Raw genomic sequence first — 19,313 nt, 5'->3', positions numbered from 1 at the left:
AATGGATCCAGGCCGGTGTTTTGGGGCAAACTCTCGGGTTTTCAACAGTTCGACAAGGCTGCCCCATGTCCTCTCCGTCTTCGGTTGATGAGCAACGCTTTCGCAAACTCCTGAGTCGCAACGTCAGTCTGCCACTGGGCGTCGGCGTGCTCAGCGCGGTGTTCTTCGTGTCGCTGATCGCTTACCTGCTATCGGTCATCCAGTGGGTTGAACACACTGACCGGGTGATCAATAACGCCAACGAAGCGGTGAAACTGACCGTGGATCTGGAAACCGGTATGCGCGGTTTCCTGTTAAGCGGCGATGAGCACTTCCTCGATCCGTATGAAACGGCCAAACCGCGAATCGCCGTGGCGCTCAATACGTTGCTTGAGTTGACCGGCGACAACCCAGTGCAAACCGATCGTTTACGCCGCCTGCAAGCCTTGCAGACCGAATGGGCGACCTACGCGCAATCGATGATCGATTTACAGCGCAGCAGCGGTGATTACCGTGGTGCGGTGAGGGCCGGGCGCGGCAAGCGCCTGACTGACGAGATTCGCAAGCAGTTCGAAGACGTGATCGACATGGAGCAGCAGTTGCGCGCCACGCGCAATGAAGAGGTGCGCCGCACGACGATCTGGAGCATCACCCTCTATCTGCTGTTCGTTGCGGGTATCAGCGGGTTGCTGGCCTACATTGGTCGTCGCGATCTGGTCAATTTGTCTGAAAGCTACGGTGCCACGCTGGCAGCGCAGCAGGCCAGCGCCGAGCGCCTGGAGCGCCAGGCCTGGCTGCGTAACGGCCAGACCGAACTGGCCGAGCAGGTGCTGGGGCAACTGACACTGAATCTGCTGGGGCGCAACATTCTGCAGTTCTGCGCCCAATATCTCGGCGTCGCGGTGGCTGCGCTCTATGTTCGCGAAGAACACGGTGGCCTCAAGCGGGTCGCCACCTATGGCTTCTCGCGTGAACAGGAAGAAAAGGATCAGGCGATTCACAGTGCCGAAGGCATCGTCGGTCAAGTGGTGCAGCAGGCGCGTCTGGTTCGGCTGGATTCCGTGCCATTCGATTACTTCAAGGTCAGTTCCGGTCTTGGCGAAGGTCTGCCGCACAGTGTGCTGGTGGTGCCGACCAGTGAAGACGACCGCGTCAACGGCGTGATCGAACTGGGTTTCCTGCGTCCGCTCAATGACCGCGACATCGAGCTGCTGGAGCTGATCGCCAGCAATATCGGCACCTCTATCGAGGCGGCCCGTTATCGCCAGCGGCTGCAGGAAGTGTTGGCCGAAACCCAGCAACTCAACGAAGAGTTGCAGGTGCAGCAAGAAGAGCTGAAAACCGCCAACGAAGAGCTGGAAGAGCAGTCGCGGATCCTCAAGGAATCCCAGGCGCATCTGGAAACCCAGCAAGTGGAGCTTGAGCAGACCAACGAGCAACTGGCCGAACAGGCCCAGACACTTGCAGAACAACGCGACGCCATGGACTTGAAAAACACCGAGCTGAATCAAGCACAGGTGCAACTCGAAGAGCGCGCCGAAGAGTTGCAGCGTTCGAGCAAGTACAAGTCCGAGTTCCTCGCCAACATGTCCCACGAACTGCGCACGCCGCTGAACAGTTCGCTGATCCTCGCCAAGTTGCTCGCGGAAAACCCGCAGGACAACCTCAGTCCCGAGCAGGTCAAGTTTGCCGAGTCGATCTATTCCGCCGGCAACGATCTACTGAACTTGATCAACGATATTCTCGACATCTCCAAGGTCGAGGCGGGCAAGCTCGAAGTGCTACCGGAAAACACTCACGTCGCGCGGCTGGCGGACGGTTTGCGGGGTGTCTTCGAACCGATCGCGGCGGACAAGAAGCTGGCGTTCCATGTCGAAGTGCAACCCGGCGCCCCGACGACGATGTTCACTGACCGCCAGCGCCTTGAACAAGTGATCAAGAACCTGCTGTCCAACGCGGTGAAGTTTACCGAGCGAGGATCGGTCAGCCTGACGATTGCCAGTCAGCCCGATGAGCGCATTGCGTTCATCGTTCAGGATTCGGGGATCGGCATTGCCACGGATCAGCAGGAAAGCATCTTCGAAGCCTTCCGTCAGGCCGATGGCACCACCAATCGCAAGTACGGCGGCACCGGGCTGGGGTTGTCGATTTCCCGGGATCTGGCAATGTTGCTCGGCGGTTCGATCAGCGTCAGCAGCAAACCGGGGCAGGGCAGTGTGTTTACCCTGGTTTTGCCGTTGCAGTACAGCGAGCCGGGCGACACGCCGTTCGCGCCGCTGAGCTTCACTCCACCCGCGCCAGTCACGCACGTTGCCGCGCCAGCGGCGCCGGTTACATCGCTGGCACCGGTCAACATCCCGCGCTTTGCCGATGACCGCGACAAGGCACCATTTGCCACCCGCTGCATTCTGGTGGTCGAGGACGAGCCGAATTTCGCCCACATTCTTTATGACCTGGCGCATGAACTGGGTTATCAGTGCCTGGTCGCCCACGGGGCCGACGAAGGTTATGACCTGGCGCGGGAATTTGTACCGGACGCGATCCTCCTCGATATGCGCCTGCCGGACCACTCTGGCCTGACCGTGTTGCAGCGCTTGAAAGAACGCGCCGAAACCCGTCACATCCCGGTCCATATCATCTCGGTCGAGGATCGTGTCGAAGCAGCCATGCACATGGGCGCCATCGGTTACGCGGTCAAGCCGACCACCCGCGAAGAGCTCAAGGACGTGTTTGCCCGTCTCGAAGCCAAACTGACGCAAAAGGTAAAACGCGTGCTGCTGGTCGAGGACGATGATCTGCAGCGTGAAAGCATTGCGCGGCTGATTGGCGATGACGACATCGAAATCACCGCGGTGGGTCTTGCTCAAGATGCTTTGGATCTGCTGCGCACGACAATCTTTGACTGCATGGTGATCGACCTGAAGCTGCCGGACATGCTCGGCAACGAGCTGCTCAAGCGCATGTCAACCGAGGACATCTGTTCGTTCCCACCGGTGATTGTCTACACCGGGCGCAACCTGACCCGCGACGAAGAGGCCGAGCTGCGCAAGTATTCGCGCTCGATCATCATCAAGGGTGCGCGCTCACCGGAACGTTTGCTTGATGAGGTCACACTCTTTCTGCACAAAGTCGAATCGCAGTTGTCCCATGAACGGCAGAAGATGCTCAAGACCGCGCGCAGCCGCGACAAGGTCTTTGAAGGTCGCAAAGTGCTGCTGGTGGACGACGATGTGCGCAACATTTTCGCCCTGACCAGCGCGCTGGAAACAAAAGGTGCAGTCGTGGTGATCGGCCGGAACGGTCGTGAGGCGATTGAAAAACTCAATGAAGTCGACGACATCGATCTGGTGCTGATGGACGTGATGATGCCGGAAATGGATGGTTTCGAAGCCACCATAGAGATCCGCAAGGATCCGCGCTGGCGCAAACTGCCCATTATTGCGGTGACGGCCAAGGCCATGAAGGATGATCAGGAGCGCTGCCTGCAGGCGGGCGCCAACGATTATCTGGCCAAGCCTATCGACCTGGATCGCCTGTTCTCGCTGATTCGTGTGTGGTTACCGAAGATGGAACGCATTTAGTGGAAGGCAGTAACTCATCAGAGCGCAACAGTGAGATCGAACTGCGGTTGTTGATTGAGGCTATTTACCTCAAGTACAGCTACGATTTTCGTGATTACTCCGGCGCTTCGATCAAGCGTCGGGTGCAGCACGCATTGGGCCAGTTCGAATGCGCGACCATTTCGGCGTTGCAGGAGAAAGTCCTGCATGACCCGACAGCGTTCATGCAGTTGCTGCAATTGCTGACGATCCCGGTCAGCGAGATGTTTCGTGATCCGTCGCACTTCCTCGCCATTCGCAAGGAAGTGGTGCCGTTGCTGCGCACCTACCCTTCGATCAAGATCTGGATCGCCGGGTGCAGCACGGGGGAGGAGGTCTATTCGATGGCGATTCTGCTGCGCGAAGAGGGCCTGCTCGAGCGCACGATCATCTATGCCACCGACATCAACCCGCGCTCGCTGGACAAGGCCAAGCAGGGTATTTTTTCGATGGAAAATGTCCGCGCCTACACCGCCAACTATCAGCAGGCCGGTGGTCAGTGTTCATTTGCCGACTATTACACTGCCGCTTATGGTTACGCGATTTTCGACAAGAGCCTGTGTGAGAACGTGACGTTCGCCGACCATAGTCTGGCCACTGACAGTGTGTTCTCGGAAACTCAATTGATTTCCTGCCGTAATGTGCTGATCTACTTCAACAAGAAGCTTCAGGATCGGGCGTTCGGGCTGTTCCATGAATCGCTTTGTCATCGCGGTTTTCTGGTGCTCGGCAGCAAAGAGACGCTGGATTTTTCCAGCTATGCGAACCAGTTCGAGCCGCTGGTAAAGCAAGAACGGATCTACCGCAAAAAATGAACGAGACTGCGGATTTGCCTCGAATCGAGGCTATTGTGATGGGGGCTTCCGCCGGTGGCGTCGAGGCATTGATGAACCTGTTGGGCCCGTTGCGCCAAGGTTTTGTGCTGCCGATCATCGTCGTGTTGCATTTGCCGGAGGAGCGTCGCAGCCAGTTGGCCGAAGTGTTCGCCCGACGTTTGCAACTGCCGGTCGAAGAGGCCACCGACAAACAGGACATCCAGGCCGGCACGGTGTATTTCGCCACGCCCGGTTATCACCTGTCGGTGGAACAGGACCGCAGTTTGTCCTTGAGCCTTGAGGACCGGCTGCATCATTCGCGGCCATCGATTGACTATCTTTTCGAGTCAGCTGCCGACGTGTACGGGCCGAGGTTGGCGGCGGTGCTGCTGACCGGTGCCAATCACGATGGCGCGCGCGGGCTGGCGCAGGTCAAACGCTCCGGCGGGCTGACCATCGTGCAGGATCCTGATGACGCCCAGATCGCCACTATGCCCCTGGCTGCGCTGAAAATTCAGCAGCCGGATCATGTCTTACCCATTCACGGCATCGGCCGTCTGTTAGTCGAGCTGGAACGAATCGCATGCTGAGTAATATCCAGGCAAAACTGCTGATCGTCGACGATCTGCCCGAGAACCTGCTGGCTCTCGAAGCGCTGATCAAACGCGAAGACCGCACCGTGTATAAGGCGTTGTCGGCCGACGAAGCATTGTCGCTGCTGCTGCAACACGAGTTCGCCATGGCCATTCTCGACGTGCAGATGCCCGGCATGAACGGCTTCGAACTGGCCGAGTTGATGCGCGGCACCGAGAAAACCAAGAACATCCCGATCATTTTCGTCAGCGCCGCTGGCCGTGAACTGAACTACGCGTTCAAAGGTTACGAAAGCGGCGCGGTGGACTTTCTGCACAAACCGCTGGATATCCACGCGGTGAAGAGCAAGGTCAACGTGTTCGTCGATCTATATCGCCAGAGCAAGGCCATGAAGCAACAGGTCGAAGCGCTGGAGCAGGCTCGACGGGAGCAGGAAGCGCTGCTGCAACAATTGCAGAGCACCCAGTCGGAGCTTGAACAAGCGGTGCGGATGCGCGATGACTTCATGTCAATCGTCGCCCACGAAGTGCGCACGCCACTCAATGGCCTGATACTCGAAACCCAATTGCGCAAGATGCACCTGGCGCGGGACAACGCCGCGGCGTTCACCCTCGACAAGATGCACGCCATGGTCGATCGCGATGAGCGGCAGATCAAAAGCCTGATCCGCTTGATCGAGGACATGCTCGACGTGTCGCGGATTCGTACCGGCAAGCTGTCGATCCGGCCGAATTCGTTCGACCTTGTGCAGTTGGTGAGCAATCTGCTGCAAAACTTTGCGGCGCAAATCGAAGCCGCCGAAACCACCGTCACCTTCGAAGCGGATATGCCGGTGAAAGGTTGCTGGGATGAGTTCCGCATCGAGCAGGTGATTTCCAATCTGTTGACCAACGCCCTGCGTTACGGCGGCAGGAGCCCGATTCAGGTCCGCGTCTATCGCCAAGGCAACGAAGCCCGGGTTGAGGTTCAGGACCACGGGATTGGCATCAGCGCCGAGAATCAGAAACGTATTTTCCAACAGTTCGAACGGGTTTCCGCCAAGACGGTAGTGGCCGGTCTCGGGTTGGGTCTGTTCATTTCCGAGCAGATCGTCGCCGCCCATGGCGGTTCCATCGTCGTCGAGAGTCAAATCAACGAGGGCGCCCTGTTTCGCGTTTGTCTGCCGATCGAGGAAAACGGCAAATCCGACGCAACCTCTGAGTGACCGCACGGTCGTATCAGCAGCTATTGACCGAACATAGGCTTCCCATGAGCGTAGATGCACAAGATGTAGTACTCGTCGTCGAGGACGAACCGGTTATCTTGATGGTTCTGACGGATTATCTGTCGGGGCAAGGCTATCGCGTGCTCCAGGCGGAAAGCGGCGAGCAGGCTTTCGAGATTCTGGCGAGCAAGCCGCATCTGGACGTACTGATCACTGACTTCCGTTTGCCTGGCGGCATCTCCGGCGTGCAAATCGCCGAACCCGCCGTCAAGCTGCGACCTGACCTCAAGGTGATTTTCATCAGCGGTTATCCGCAGGAAATCCGCGAGACCGGTAGCCCGATTACGCTTAAGGCGCCGATTCTGGAAAAGCCGTTTGATCTGGACGTGTTGCAGGAAAAGATTCAGGAACTGCTGGCCTGATCGAAATCGACCTCATGTAGGAGCTGCCGCAGGCTGCGATCTTTTGACTTTGTTTTAAGATCAAAAGATCGCAGCCTGCGGCAGCTCCTACAGGTTTTTCAGGGTCTCAGCTTTTGATCATCTCGCGCACCTTGGCGGTCAACAGATCAAAGGTGAACGGTTTGGTGATCATCTGCATTCCCGAATCCAGGAAACCACCGCGCACCGCCGCATGCTCGGCGTATCCGGTGATGAACAGAATCTTGAGCTCAGGCCGGTATTGCCGGCCAATCTCAGCCAACTGCCGACCGTTCATGCCCGGCAAACCAACGTCGCTGATCAACAAGTCGATGCGCTGCGTCGAGTTGAGAATCGGCACCGCGCCGTCGGCATCTGCAGCCTCCACAAACGCATAACCCAACTCGCTGAGCACTGCGCTGACCAGCACGCGAACGGCCGGGTCGTCTTCGACGATCAGCACGGTTTCGCCATCTATTGCGTGCGGCGATTGCTGGATATCGCAAGTGGGCTGCTCAAGTTCCTGGCCACGGTAACGCGGCAAGTAAAGCCTGACGGTTGTGCCCTGATCAACTTCACTGTCGATCGAAACATGGCCGCGTGACTGCTTGCTGAACCCGTAAATCATCGACAGGCCCAAGCCTGTTCCCTGACCGATCGGCTTGGTGGTGAAAAATGGATCGAACGCGCGACTGATCACACTTTGCGGCATGCCGCTGCCATTGTCGGTGACGCTTAACATCACATAATCGCCGGGCTCCAGGTTTGGGTAGGCCACGGTGAATTCACGATGCAGCACCTGATTGCTGGTCTCGACCACCAGTTTGCCGCCATCGGGCATGGCATCGCGGGCATTGATGACGAGGTTGAGCAGGGCGCTTTCCAGTTGATTGGGGTCCGCCTCGGCTACCCAGAGTTTTTCATCCAGACGCATTTCCAGTTGAATGCTTTCGTTGATACTGCGCTGTAGCAGCTCGCCCATCGACAGCACCAGGCTATTCATCTGCACGGCTTTGGAGTCGAGCGATTGCCGACGGGAAAAGGCCAGCAGGCGATGAGTCAGGCTGGCGGCACGATTGGCCGAGGTCACGCCCAAGTCGATCAAGCTGTCGAGGTCTTCGGTGCGCCCTCGGGCCAGTCGCCGGCGAATCAACTCAAGGCTGCCGATAATGCCGGTGAGCATGTTGTTGAAGTCGTGAGCGATACCGCCGGTGAGCTGACCGACTGCTTCCATTTTTTGCGACTGACGCAATGCTTCTTCGTTGTGCCGCAGTTGCGCGGTGCGCTCCTCGACTTGCTGTTCGAGGGTTTCCAGTGTCGATTGCAGGCGTCGTTCGCTTTCACTCAGATCGATCAGGCGGTCGCGGGCTTCGTACTGTCGTCGCCGGCCGCGAAGGGCAGCGGACACCAGACTGATCAGCGTTGCCGGATGAAATGGCCGCTCAAGGAACGTCACGTTGCCTAACTGATCGCTGAGGTGAGAGGAGGGACCCTGTTCCTGTCCGCCGTGATGAGTGAGCAACACAATCGGCAGATCCGACCACGCTGGCTGCTGGTCCAGATACAGGAACAACGCCTCCAGTTCCGGGCCGCGTAGCGCCTCGGCGGCGATCAACAGCATGCCGGCGCCCGTCTCCAATTGCGTACACAGTGTGGCGAGATCCGGTGTAATCAGGCCGCTGTACCCAGCCTCGTTGAGAATCATCAGCGCAATTTGGCTGTCGCGACCCATGGGCGCCAGAATGAGCGCCCGTTCGGCGAGCGGCACCGAGCCGGTCATAAGCCTTCCTGCAGCAGCGGTTTTCTCTCACCGAGGTAGGTCGGGACGCCACGAAGTACGCCCTGAAAGGCTTCCAGCGGTTCGCCGATGATCATGCCTTGCGTCGAAATAAGGTATTCGCGAATCGTCGATTCATGGCTGCCGGTGCGCTTCTTGATGATGGAGATGGCGCGGCGCACCTTGCCGATGGCTTCGAAGTAGCGCAACAGAATCACCGTGTCGGCCAGATAGGTAATGTCGACGGGTGCCTGCATGTCGCCGACCAGACCGTGCTGAGCGACCGTCATGAAGGTCGCAGCGCCTTTGCGGTTGAGGTACAGCAGCAGTTCGTGCATGTGCAGCACCAGCGCATTTTCTTCCGGCATCGCGGCCTGATAGCCGTTAATGCTGTCGATGACTACCGTTTTGATCTGGCCTTCATCAACGCAACGACGTACCCGATGGGAGAACTCGCCCGGTGACAGCTCGGCGGCATCCACTTGTTCGATGAGCAAATTGCCGGAGGCACGCAGTGCCTTGAGATCGATGCCGATGTGTTTCATTCGTTCGAAAAGCAGTTCCAGCTCTTCGTCAAAGATGAACAGCGCAGCTTTTTCCCCGCGTGCTACAGCAGAAGCCGCGAAGATCATCGAAATCAGCGATTTGCCCGTACCTGCCGGGCCGAGAATCAATGTGCTTGATCCCGTCTCGATGCCGCCACCGAGCAACGCATCCAGCTCTTTGATACCGCTGCTCAACTGCAGGCGTGGGTAGTCGCCGCGATGCTCGGCTGCGACCAGTCGCGGGAACACATGCACGCCATCGCCCATGATGGTGAAGTCGTGATAACCGCCGCGGTACTTTTGGCCACGGTACTTCACGACCCGCACTCGGCGACGCTCGGCGCCATAGTTGGGGGTGATTTCTTCCAGGCGAATCACACCGTGGGCCACGCTGTGCACGGTTTTGTCGAGAGACTCGGTGGTCAGGTCGTCGAGCAGCAGCACCGTCGCGTTGTAACGCACGAAGTAGTGCTTGATTGCCAGAATCTGTCGGCGGTAGCGCAAGGAGCTTTGCGCGAGCAGACGGATCTCGGAGAGGCTGTCGAGGACGACGCGGGTCGGCTTGAAGCGTTCGACCGCTTCGAAAATCTGTTTGGTGGCTTCGCCCAATTCCAGATCGGAGGAATACAGCAAGCTCTGCTGGTGCTCTGCATTAAGCAGGCTTTCCGGGGGCGTCAGTTCGAAGATCTTGATGTTTTCGTCCAGCTCCCAGCCGTGGGACAGCGCACCTTGGCGCAGTTCACGCTCGGTTTCCGAGAGCGTGATGTACAACGAGCGTTCGCCGGCTTTCGCGCCAGCTATTAGAAAATGCAACGCGGCGGTGGTTTTGCCGGTACCGGGCTCACCCTCTAGCAAAAATACGTGACCACGAGACAGGCCTCCGGCGAGGATGTCATCCAGGCCTACGATGCCGGTGGCGGCTTTTGCACTGATCAACTCGTTAGATGTAGACAAAAAATGCCCTCTCATGACTAGGGGAAGCGAGGCAGCCGTCTAGTGTGAACTGCCTGTTTACTTGACCCGTAGCCGTGATGGCAGTTCCGCTTTTTCTTTCATGAAGGTTGGGAATTCTCTGTGTGAGTGGATTTATCCCCTCACACAGGACAACTTCAGAGGCCTTGCTGTATTGCCGGATCGTCGGGGTTCAACTGTTCAAGCTGGGCGAGCAGAATCTGTACGTTCTGCAACTGTCCGCTTTCTTTCCAGTAGTTGATCAGCAGCACCCGCGCCTTGCGATCGGCCGGGTGGCGCTGGACGATTTCCTGCAGTTGCTTCTGCGCCGCTTCCAGTTCTTCTGCGCTGTGAAGAGTGGTGGCGAGGTCGTAGCGGTAATCCTTGTTGTCCGGCTCCAGCTCCACCGCTTTGGACAAACCGAGCAGGGCGTATTCACGCTGACCATGGTGCAGCAACCACAGCCCCAGGGCATGTTGCAGATAGGCGGAGTCAGGCTGGGCTTTAAGCTTTTGGGCGAGTAACTGTCGGGCGGCGTCGGCCTGCCCCTGGCGGTCGAGCACGTCGATCTGCATCACTAGCGCCGGCAGGTTGCCGGGGTCCAGGCGCAGCGCATTCTCCAATGCTTGCTGTGCCTCTTTCAGCTCGGCGTTATGTAGATGCAGGCGCGCCAGTTGCGCATAAGAAGTGGCGCTCGGCGGTTGATCCTTGAGTGCTTGCTCCCAGCCGTCGATGGCCTGCTGCAACGGCGCAAAATACAGCCCGAGTTCATCCGGGGTCAGGCCGAGCAGGGCGTTGATCGCGGCAAACCGGACAGTCGGCGCCTCATCATCAAGCATCGGCCCCAGCAACAGACTGCGTTGCCCACCCGGCACGAGTCCAACCACACTTTTGATCGCTGCCAGCCGCACCTCGGGTTCTTCGTGCTGCAGGTCAGCGTCGGCAAGCTTCAACGCCTGAGGGCTCGGGTAATTGGGCAGTTCGCCGTGCAGCCAGACGCGGCGCTTGACCGACAGATCCGGCCGGGCCAATTGCTGATACAGCTGACGCGCCGCCCCCGGTTCGCCGGTTCGGGCAGCGCCCAGCGCTTCGCTATAGCCGTGCTTGATCGCGTCCGGAATCACCGGCGTGGTGCTGCGCAGGGCCAGCCAAGCCATGACGACAATTAGCGCAAGGCCAAGGCAGATAAGCAGAAAGCGGCGAGACTGAGGCATGCGGGTTTCCGAAAACAGACGTACTTGAGCAGAGTGGCAAGCTTCGGTCAGCTCGGGCCGTGAGTCAAACCCCGAGCATGCGAATCGTAACGCAATCCCCTGTAGGAGCTGCGGAACGCTGCGATCTTTTGACTTTGCTGTTTCAAGATCAAGAGATCGCAGCGTTCCGCGGCTCCTATAGGGGGAACACATTTCAAATGTAGGAGCTGCCGAAGGCTGCGATCTTTTGACTTTGCTGTTTCAAGATCAAGAGATCGCAGCGTTCCGCAGCTCCTACAGGGGGGGAACACATTTCAAATGTAGGAGCTGCCGAACGCTGCGATCTTTTGACTTTGCTGTTTCAAGATCAAGAGATCGCAGCGTTCCGCAGCTCCTGCAGGGGGGAACGCATTTCAAATGTAGGAGCTGCCGAAGGCTGCGATCTTTTGACTTTGCTGTTTCAAGATCAAGGGATCGCAGCGTTCCGCAGCTCCTACAGGGAGAACGCATTTCAAATGTAGGAGCTGCCGAAGGCTGCGATCTTTTGACTTTGCTGTTTCAAGATCAAGAGATCGCAGCGTTCCGCAGCTCCTACAGGGGGGGAACACATTTCAAATGTAGGAGCTGCCGAATGCTGCGATCTTTTGACTTTGCTGTTTCAAGATCAAGAGATCGCAGCGTTCCGCAGCTCCTGCAGGGGGGAACGCATTTCAAATGTAGGAGCTGCCGAAGGCTGCGATCTTTTGACTTTGCTGTTTCAAGATCAAGGGATCGCAGCGTTCCGCAGCTCCTACAGGGAGAACGCATTTCAAATGTAGGAGCTGCCGAAGGCTGCGATCTTTTGACTTTGCTGTTTCAAGATCAAGAGATCGCAGCGTTCCGCAGCTCCTACAGGGGGGGAACACATTTCAAATGTAGGAGCTGCCGAAGGCTGCGATCTTTTGACTTTGCTGTTTCAAGATCAAGAGATCGCAGCGTTCCGCAGCTCCTACAGGGGGGAACGCATTTCAAATGTAGGAGCAACTTTGGCAACTCCTGCAATTCCAGGCACAAAAAAGCCCCGCGACCGAATGATACGCGGGGCAAAAAATTGGTTGGTTGCGGCCAACCAAAGGAGCTCTTTAACAATCAATGGTTACTTGCTGGCGACCGTCTCCGGCTGCCAGCCACCGCCGAGGGCTTTGTAGATCGCAACAATGCCGCGATACAGATCTACTTCGGCCTGGGCCTGGCTGTCTTCGGCATTCAGACGTTCGCGCTGAGCGTCGAGCAGCACCAGGAAGTCTGTGGTGCCTTCGCGATAGCGAATCTCTGCCAGATCGGCAGCGTTGCGGCTCGATTCACTCTGGCGGATCAGCGAAATCAGACGTTGCTGACGTTTGCCGTAGTCGCTGAAGGCGTTTTCCGACTCTTCCAGTGCCAGCAGCACTTGTTGCTCGTAGGTCGCCAGTGCGCCTTCGGCATCGGCATCAGCACCGCGCAAACGAGCGCGCACGCTGCCGAGGTCGAACGCTGCCCAGGTGATGCTTGGGCCGAGTGCCCAGGCGTTGGCCGCCGAGGAACCGATCTGCGAACCACGCCCGGCCGTCCAGCCGAGGAAACCGCTGAGGCTGACCCGTGGGAACAGATCCGCTTTCGCCACGCCAATGCGCGCAGTGGCTGAAGCGAGCTGGCGTTCAGCACTGAGGATGTCCGGACGACGTTGCAGCAGTTCGCCCGGGTTGCCGATTGGCAAGGCCTTGGCAATTGCCGGCAAGTCTTTTGGACTCAGGTCGACGGTCAGTTTGTCCGGACGTTCACCCAGCAGAGTGGCGATGCGGTTTTTCTGCCGAACCTGCTCGGCTTGCAGTTGCGGCACGCTGGCTTCGACCGAAGCCAGACGCGCGTCGGCACGTTCGACATCGAGCTGATCGCCAACGCCGGCATCACGCAGGCTGATGGTGATCTTGCGTGACTCCTGCTGGTTGTTCAGGTTGGCCACCGCAATCTTTTCGCGCAGTTGTGCGCCACGCAGTTGACCGTAGGCGTCCACCAGTTCGGCAATCATGGTGACTTGCAGTTGGTACAGATCGGCTTCGGCGGCCTGCTGATCGGCATCGCTGGCTTCCAGATTGCGCTGGATGCGCCCGAACAGGTCCAGCTCCCAGGCCATGTCCAGACCGAGGTCATAGCGTTCGCTGTTGACCCGGTTGGTGGTCTGGCCGGGGATTTGCCCCTTGGCCAGGTCACTGCTGGCGCGGCTGGTGATGGTCGGCATGATGTCATTGCTGGCGTCATCGCGGATCGCTCGCGCGGCTTTCCAACGGGCAAATGCCACGCGCAATTCACGGTTGCCTTGCAGCGATTGCGTCACCAACTGGTTGAGGGTCGGATCGTCGAACTGCTGCCACCAGATGCCTTCGAACTTCGAACGGTCAAAATTCTTCTGACCGTTGGCGCCGTCGGTGGCGGTCGTGATGTTGGCCGCCTCCGTCGCCGGGGTCTTGTAGTCGGGGCCGACGGCACAGGCGCTCAGGGCCAGCACCAGCAGACTCGGCAGGAAGACTTTCAGACTCATTGTTGCGCCTCCAGTGGCTTTTGAAGAGAGTGCGCCTTGGCCGCTTTGCGGGCTTCGCCGCGTTCGACAAAGTTACGAATCAGTACGTAGAACACTGGCGTCAGCAACAGACCGAAGAAGGTCACCCCGAGCATCCCGGAGAACACCGCCACACCCATGGCGTGACGCATTTCGGCACCGGCACCGCTGGAGAACACCAGTGGCACCACACCCATGATGAACGCGAAGGAGGTCATCAGGATCGGCCGCAGACGCAGACGGCAGGCTTCCAGTACCGCGGCGAGCGGGTCGAGGCCTTCTTCCTGTTTGTCCTTGGCGAACTCGACGATCAGAATCGCGTTCTTGCATGCAAGTCCCACCAGTACGATCAGTCCGATCTGGGTGAAGATGTTGTTGTCACCGCCAGAGATGATCACCCCGGTGATGGCCGACAGCAGGGTCATCGGTACGATCAGGATCACCGCCAGTGGCAGGCTCCAGCTTTCGTATTGTGCCGCGAGTACCAGGAACGCCAGCAGTACGCAGAGCGGGAACACGAACAGCGCGGTGTTGCCGGACAGAATCTGCTGGTAGGTCAGGTCGGTCCATTCGTAGGTCATGCCGTTCGGAAGTTCTTCCTTGAGCAATTTCTCGATGGCTTTTTCGGCCTGGCCAGAGCTGTAGCCGGGGGCTGCCGCACCGTTGATTTCTGCGGTGATGAAGCCGTTGTAGTGCATCACGCGATCCGGGCCCGAGGTGTCGCTGACCTTGATGAAGGTCGCCAGCGGGATCATTTCGCCTTTGTTGTTACGCACTTTCAGCTGACCGATCTGATCGGATTCGAGGCGGAACTGTTGCTCGGCCTGAACGTTGACCTGATAGGTGCGTCCGAAACGGTTGAAGTCGTTGGCATACAGCGAACCCAGGTAGATCTGCAGGGTGTCGAAGATGTCGCTGACCGCCACGCCGTGAGTCTTGGCTTTCTCGCGGTCGATAGCGGCATCGACCTGTGGCACGTTCACGGTGTAACTGGTGAACAGGCCAGCCAGTTCCGGCACGTTGTGGCTCTTGTTGATGATGTTCATGGTTTCTTTGTACAGCTCGTCGTAGCCCAGGTTGCCCCGGTCTTCGATTTGCAGGCGGAAACCACCAATGGTGCCCAGACCTTGTACCGGCGGCGGCGGGAAGATCGCCATGTACGCCTCTTGAATGTCCGCGAACTGGCCGTTCAGGGCGCCGGCGATGGCTCCGGCAGACATGCTCGGGTCTTTACGTTCGTCGAACGGTTTCAGGGTCACGAACACGATGCCGGCATTCGGGCTGTTGGTGAAGCCGTTGATCGACAGGCCCGGGAACGCAACAGCACTTTCTACGCCCGGCTGTTTCAGCGCCATATCGGACATGCGCTTGATCACGTCCTCAGTGCGATCCAGGCTTGAGGCGTCCGGCAATTGCGCGAAAGCCACCAGGTATTGCTTGTCCTGGCCGGGTACGAAACCGGTCGGGGTGTGCGAGAACCCGAAGAAGGTCAGCACCATCAGGCCTGCATACAAGATCAGGGCGATGCCACTGCTGCGGATAACCCGAGCCACCGTGCCGACGTAGCCATGGCTGGCACGTTCGAAGAAGCGGTTGAAGGGGCGGAACAGCCAGCCACCGAAGATCTTGTCGAGCACTCTCGAGAAGCGGTCTTTCGGCGCGTCATGACTTTTCAGCAATACAGCGGCGAGTGCTGGCGACAGGGTCAGCGAGTTGAACGCCGAGATCACGGTCGAGATCGCGATGGTCAGTGCGAACTGCTTATAGAACTGACCGGTGAGGCCGGAGATGAACGCCGCCGGAATAAACACCGCACACAGCACCAGTGCCGTGGCAACGATCGGGCCGGTCACTTCACGCATGGCGCGTTTGGTGGCTTCGACCGGTGTGAGTCCGAGTTCGATGTTTCGCTCGACGTTCTCCACCACCACGATGGCGTCATCCACCACGATACCGATGGCCAACACGAGGCCGAACAGCGACAGGGCATTGAGTGAGAAGCCAAACAGGTGCATCACCGCAAACGTACCGATCAACGATACCGGCACCGCCACCAAGGGAATGATCGAGGCGCGCCAGGTTTGCAGGAACAGGATCACCACCAGCACTACGAGGATCAGTGCTTCGAAAAGGGTGTGAACCACTGCTTCGATCGAGCCGCGCACGAAGATCGTCGGGTCATAGACGATGCTGTAATCCATGCCTTGCGGGAAGCCTTTCTTCAACTCGTCCATTTTCGCCCGAACGTCGTTCGAGATGTCGATGGCGTTGGAGCCTGGACGCTGGAAGATCGGGATTGCTACCGCCGGCTGGTTGTTCAGCAGAGAACGCAACGCGTACTGGCTGGAACCCAGTTCAATGCGAGCGATGTCTTTGAGTCGAGTGATTTCACCGTCGTCACCTGCACGAATGACGATGTTTTCGAACTCTTCCTCGGTGACCAGTCGGCCCTGAGTGTTGACCGACAGCTGGAAGCTCTGTGCAGTCGGGGCAGGGGGCGCACCCAGTTGGCCGGCGGCCACCTGGCGGTTCTGTTCACGAATGGCGGTCACCACATCGGTCGCCGTCAGATTGCGCGAAGCGGTCTTGTTCGGATCAAGCCAGACACGCAGCGAGTAATCGCCCATGCCGAACAGTTGTACATCACCGACACCGCCCAGACGAGCGAGCTCATCCTTGATGTTGAGGATCGCGTAGTTGGACAGGTAGAGCATGTCGTAACGCTTGTCCGGAGAGGTCAAGTGCACAACCATGGTCAGGTCAGGCGACGCTTTGTCGACGGTGATACCAATGCGCGTCACTTCCTCGGGAAGTTTCGGCTCGGTCCGGGTTACCCGGTTCTGTACCTGCACCTGCGCGTTGTCCAGGTCAGTGCCCAGGGCGAAGGTGATGGTCAGGGTGATCTTGCCGTCAGCGGTCGATTGCGAGGACATGTACAGCATGTTCTCGACGCCGGTGATGGCTTGCTCCAGAGGAGCCGCCACGGTCTCACCGATGACTTTTGGGTTGGCGCCCGGGAAGTTTGCACGCACCACCACGGTCGGTGGCACGACTTCCGGGTATTCGCTGATCGGCAACTGGAACAGCGAAATCGCACCGGCGATCAGGATCAGCAGCGACAGCACCGCTGCGAAGATCGGCCGTGAAATGAAGAATTGGGAAAAATTCATCGGAGTTGTCGTCCCTTAACCGCGTGGGGTCGTAGCGGCCAGCTTCACAACCGAACCGGACGCGCCTTTGGCTGGCGTGACTTTAGGCAGGTTGCTGGCTTCCAGCGCTTGACGTTGTTGAGCGAGTGCCGCGATGGTTTGCTCGCTGGCCATCGGGACGACTTCAGGCGTCACCGGTGAGCCAGGGCGTACGCGTTGCAGACCCTTGACGATGATGGTGTCGTCTTTGATCAGGCCGCTACGGACGATCCGCAGGCCTTCGATTTTCGGGCCGAGTTCAACGGCGCGGTAAACGGTTTTGTTGTCCGCATCCATCACCAGCACGAACTTCTTGCCCAGATCGGTACCGACGGCTTCGTCGTTGATCAACATGGCATCGTAGGTGCCACTGCCGACCAGTTTCAGGCGTGCATACAGGCCCGGGGTATAAGTGCCATCGCTGTTGTCGAACACCGCGCGACCACGGATGGTGCCGGTTTTCGGATTGACCTGGTTGTCGACGAAGTTCATCTGGCCCAGATGCGGATTGCCGTCTTCATTGGACAGACCCATGTACACCGGGGTGGTGGCTCCGCGCTGACCCTGACGGGCGAGCTGGGTGTATTTGAGGAATACACGCTCATCAGCGTCGAAGTAGGCGTAGACCTTATCGGTAGAAACCACGCTGGTGAGTGGCGAGGTGTCGGCGGTTACCAGGTTGCCGGCGGTGATTTCGGCACGGCTGACGCGGCCGCTGATTGGCGCGGTCACACGGGTGAAACTCAGGTTCAGCTTGGCCAGATCCAGTTGCGCTTGCAGTGCACCCACGGCGGCGCGGGCTTCTTGGGCGGCGCTGGTGCGCGAGTCGGCGAGTTCGGCGGAGATTGCGTTGCTGGCACGCAGACGTTCACCACGACCGGCTTCGTTTTCGCTGCGAGTGGCGTTGGCGCGCGATTGCGCAACCAGAGCTTCGAGGCGGCGAACCTCAGCCTGGAATGGACGCGGATCGATCTGGAACAGCAAGTCGCCTTTCTTCACCAGTGCGCCTTCAGTGAAAGCAACCTGGTCGATCTGGCCAGAGACCCGTGGACGGATATCAACGGTTTCCGGCGCTTCGAGGCGCCCGGTGAATTCGTCCCACTCGTTGACCGGTTGTTCCAGCACCTTGGCCACGCTGACTTTGGCAGCAGGCGGGGCGGCGGCGGTTTCCGGATTTTTGCCGCAAGCGCTCATCACCAGTACGGCCAGCAAGGCCAACGGGAAGCGCAAATGTTTGAGTGACTGTTCCATGGAATGCATCCGCCAAGTATTGAAGATGGGCGGATGATGCTCGGCGGCTAGTGAGCAAACGAATCGAATGAGGCGAAGGTAACTATCATTCGGAATGATATAAGACCCGAACAAGCCCTCTAGCATGCACCTTTCGTTAGGGGGCTATCAATCGGATTGATGACAATTCTGTTTTGCGCGGCCAGTAAAGATGCAGCTATTCGTACGGGTACGGATTTCAGATACAAAGAGACGGCCATGAAGGCCGTCTCGATCAGCGATGCCGATGTGTATCAGTTGTTGCCTTTACGGTTCTCACCGAAACGATTCGGGCCCGGCTGGCTGTCTTGCGCAAGGAACACAAGGTTGACGATAGGCAGCAACAACCACCAGCCGCTGCGATCGGTGTCGTGCATGCGACGCACGCCTACTGCGATCGATGGCAGGAGGATCGCGAGGCTGTAGAGGTTGTACAGCATGCCTTTGGTGTTCAGCATGGCATCAACAGCGATGATGCCAAGAGAGATTCCCAGGTTGATCAGAATGAACATCCAGTATTCACGGCGAGTGGCGCGGCCGCGGAACACTACGTAGTTTCTCCACGCCTCGACGTACGGGTTACCCGTCGTAATGGCGGGGCCACTTGGGTAAGACTGTTGGGTGGCTTGAGGCGCCCCGCACTGTGGGCAAGCCACGGCCAAAGTGCTTATTTCCTTGGCGCAACCGCGGCAGAAAACCATGCTCATATTTTTTCCCTAAAATTATTCAATCGATAGACAGAGCAAAACGAACGCAGTAAGGCCTGACAAAACAATGCCGGCGATCGCGAGGTTTCTTCCTGAGTGTTTTTGGTTGATGCAGATAATGCCGCAAGCGAGACCTGCGATGCTGAAGACCCCCACGCCGAGGATCGTCTCACTGTCCCATTCGGAGTCATCAAACAGGGTGAGTGCGCAGATAATCCCGAAGATCAGTGAAACGATGGCCAGCCAGGGTATTTCAGCCTGCGTTTGCGGCACAAAGGCCTGCTGGACAGCCCCGCATTGGGGGCAGTTGAGCGCCGTTTCGTGAAGCTCCTTGGCGCAAGCACGACAATAAACCATTGCCATCGTTTTCCTTAACTGAGTGCTGAAACCCGACCTTCCATCTGGCGGGGCGCGCTAAGTTAAACTTTATTACCAAATTTGTCACCCGGCACTTTGCCATTATCCGGCATGGCTGTTGAAAGCAGGGTTTTGGAGATG

General features: G+C 58.2%; 13 protein-coding genes. 5 read left to right on the top strand and 8 right to left on the bottom strand.

Translation table 11 applies throughout. From position 1 onward, the window contains the following. Window positions 1-65: 65 nt before the first annotated feature. From ACA061_RS14180 to ACA061_RS14160, 5 genes are read left to right on the top strand one after another with little or no spacing between them, the layout of a single operon-like run. On the top strand, window positions 66-3,560 hold the full coding sequence (locus tag ACA061_RS14180; protein ID WP_497299436.1) for a response regulator: 3,495 nt from the start codon (window positions 66-68) through the stop codon (window positions 3,558-3,560). Beyond that, window positions 3,560-4,393 (top strand): CheR family methyltransferase, encoded by an 834-nt coding sequence (locus ACA061_RS14175; RefSeq protein WP_150615537.1) that lies wholly within the window; start codon window positions 3,560-3,562, stop codon window positions 4,391-4,393. The genes ACA061_RS14180 and ACA061_RS14175 overlap by 1 nt, the downstream gene beginning before the upstream one ends. Further along, complete coding sequence (locus tag ACA061_RS14170) at window positions 4,390-4,983, top strand: chemotaxis protein CheB (RefSeq protein ID WP_150615538.1); 594 nt, start codon at window positions 4,390-4,392, stop codon at window positions 4,981-4,983. The genes ACA061_RS14175 and ACA061_RS14170 overlap by 4 nt, the downstream gene beginning before the upstream one ends. Continuing rightward, on the top strand, window positions 4,977-6,191 hold the full coding sequence (locus ACA061_RS14165; protein ID WP_150615539.1) for a hybrid sensor histidine kinase/response regulator: 1,215 nt from the start codon (window positions 4,977-4,979) through the stop codon (window positions 6,189-6,191). Before ACA061_RS14170 ends, ACA061_RS14165 begins: the two co-directional genes overlap by 7 nt. 44 nt (window positions 6,192-6,235) lie before the next feature. Beyond that, window positions 6,236-6,613 carry a response regulator gene (locus ACA061_RS14160; RefSeq protein ID WP_100846045.1) on the top strand — a complete coding sequence of 126 codons (378 nt, stop codon included), beginning with the start codon at window positions 6,236-6,238 and terminating at the stop codon, window positions 6,611-6,613. Window positions 6,614-6,719: 106 nt separating this feature from the next. On the opposite strand, the gene ACA061_RS14155 is transcribed toward ACA061_RS14160, so the two are convergent. The 8 genes from ACA061_RS14155 to ACA061_RS14120 all read right to left on the bottom strand — a co-directional run bounded on the left by ACA061_RS14155 (window position 6,720) and on the right by ACA061_RS14120 (window position 19,178). Continuing rightward, window positions 6,720-8,390, bottom strand: a complete 1,671-nt coding sequence (locus ACA061_RS14155; protein WP_497299435.1) for an ATP-binding protein — start codon at window positions 8,388-8,390, stop codon at window positions 6,720-6,722. Further along, a complete protein-coding gene (locus ACA061_RS14150; RefSeq protein WP_210552790.1) occupies window positions 8,387-9,886 on the bottom strand; it encodes an ATPase domain-containing protein in 1,500 nt (499 codons plus the stop codon). Before ACA061_RS14150 ends, ACA061_RS14155 begins: the two co-directional genes overlap by 4 nt. Before the next feature lie 155 nt (window positions 9,887-10,041). Further along, the gene (locus ACA061_RS14145; protein ID WP_497299434.1) at window positions 10,042-11,097 is read right to left on the bottom strand and encodes a HEAT repeat domain-containing protein; all 1,056 of its coding nucleotides are present in this window, start codon (window positions 11,095-11,097) and stop codon (window positions 10,042-10,044) included. 1,114 nt (window positions 11,098-12,211) lie between these two features. Then, window positions 12,212-13,633: an efflux transporter outer membrane subunit gene (locus ACA061_RS14140; protein ID WP_150603855.1), complete on the bottom strand. Its 1,422-nt coding sequence runs from the start codon at window positions 13,631-13,633 to the stop codon at window positions 12,212-12,214. Then, window positions 13,630-16,821 (bottom strand): efflux RND transporter permease subunit, encoded by a 3,192-nt coding sequence (locus tag ACA061_RS14135; RefSeq protein WP_150603856.1) that lies wholly within the window; start codon window positions 16,819-16,821, stop codon window positions 13,630-13,632. The genes ACA061_RS14140 and ACA061_RS14135 overlap by 4 nt, the downstream gene beginning before the upstream one ends. A gap of 15 nt (window positions 16,822-16,836) precedes the next feature. Next, window positions 16,837-18,090, bottom strand: a complete 1,254-nt coding sequence (gene mexE / locus ACA061_RS14130) for a multidrug efflux RND transporter periplasmic adaptor subunit MexE (RefSeq protein ID WP_497299433.1) — start codon at window positions 18,088-18,090, stop codon at window positions 16,837-16,839. Between the two features lie 272 nt (window positions 18,091-18,362). Next, the gene (locus ACA061_RS14125; RefSeq protein ID WP_210552788.1) at window positions 18,363-18,815 is read right to left on the bottom strand and encodes a DUF805 domain-containing protein; all 453 of its coding nucleotides are present in this window, start codon (window positions 18,813-18,815) and stop codon (window positions 18,363-18,365) included. 15 nt (window positions 18,816-18,830) lie between these two features. Further along, window positions 18,831-19,178 carry a DUF4190 domain-containing protein gene (locus ACA061_RS14120; RefSeq protein WP_150615545.1) on the bottom strand — a complete coding sequence of 116 codons (348 nt, stop codon included), beginning with the start codon at window positions 19,176-19,178 and terminating at the stop codon, window positions 18,831-18,833. Window positions 19,179-19,313: the final 135 nt, after the last annotated feature.

It is taken from the genome of Pseudomonas sp. LBUM1668, from assembly GCF_059695715.1.
This window is presented reverse-complemented; position numbering and strand designations above follow the sequence as displayed.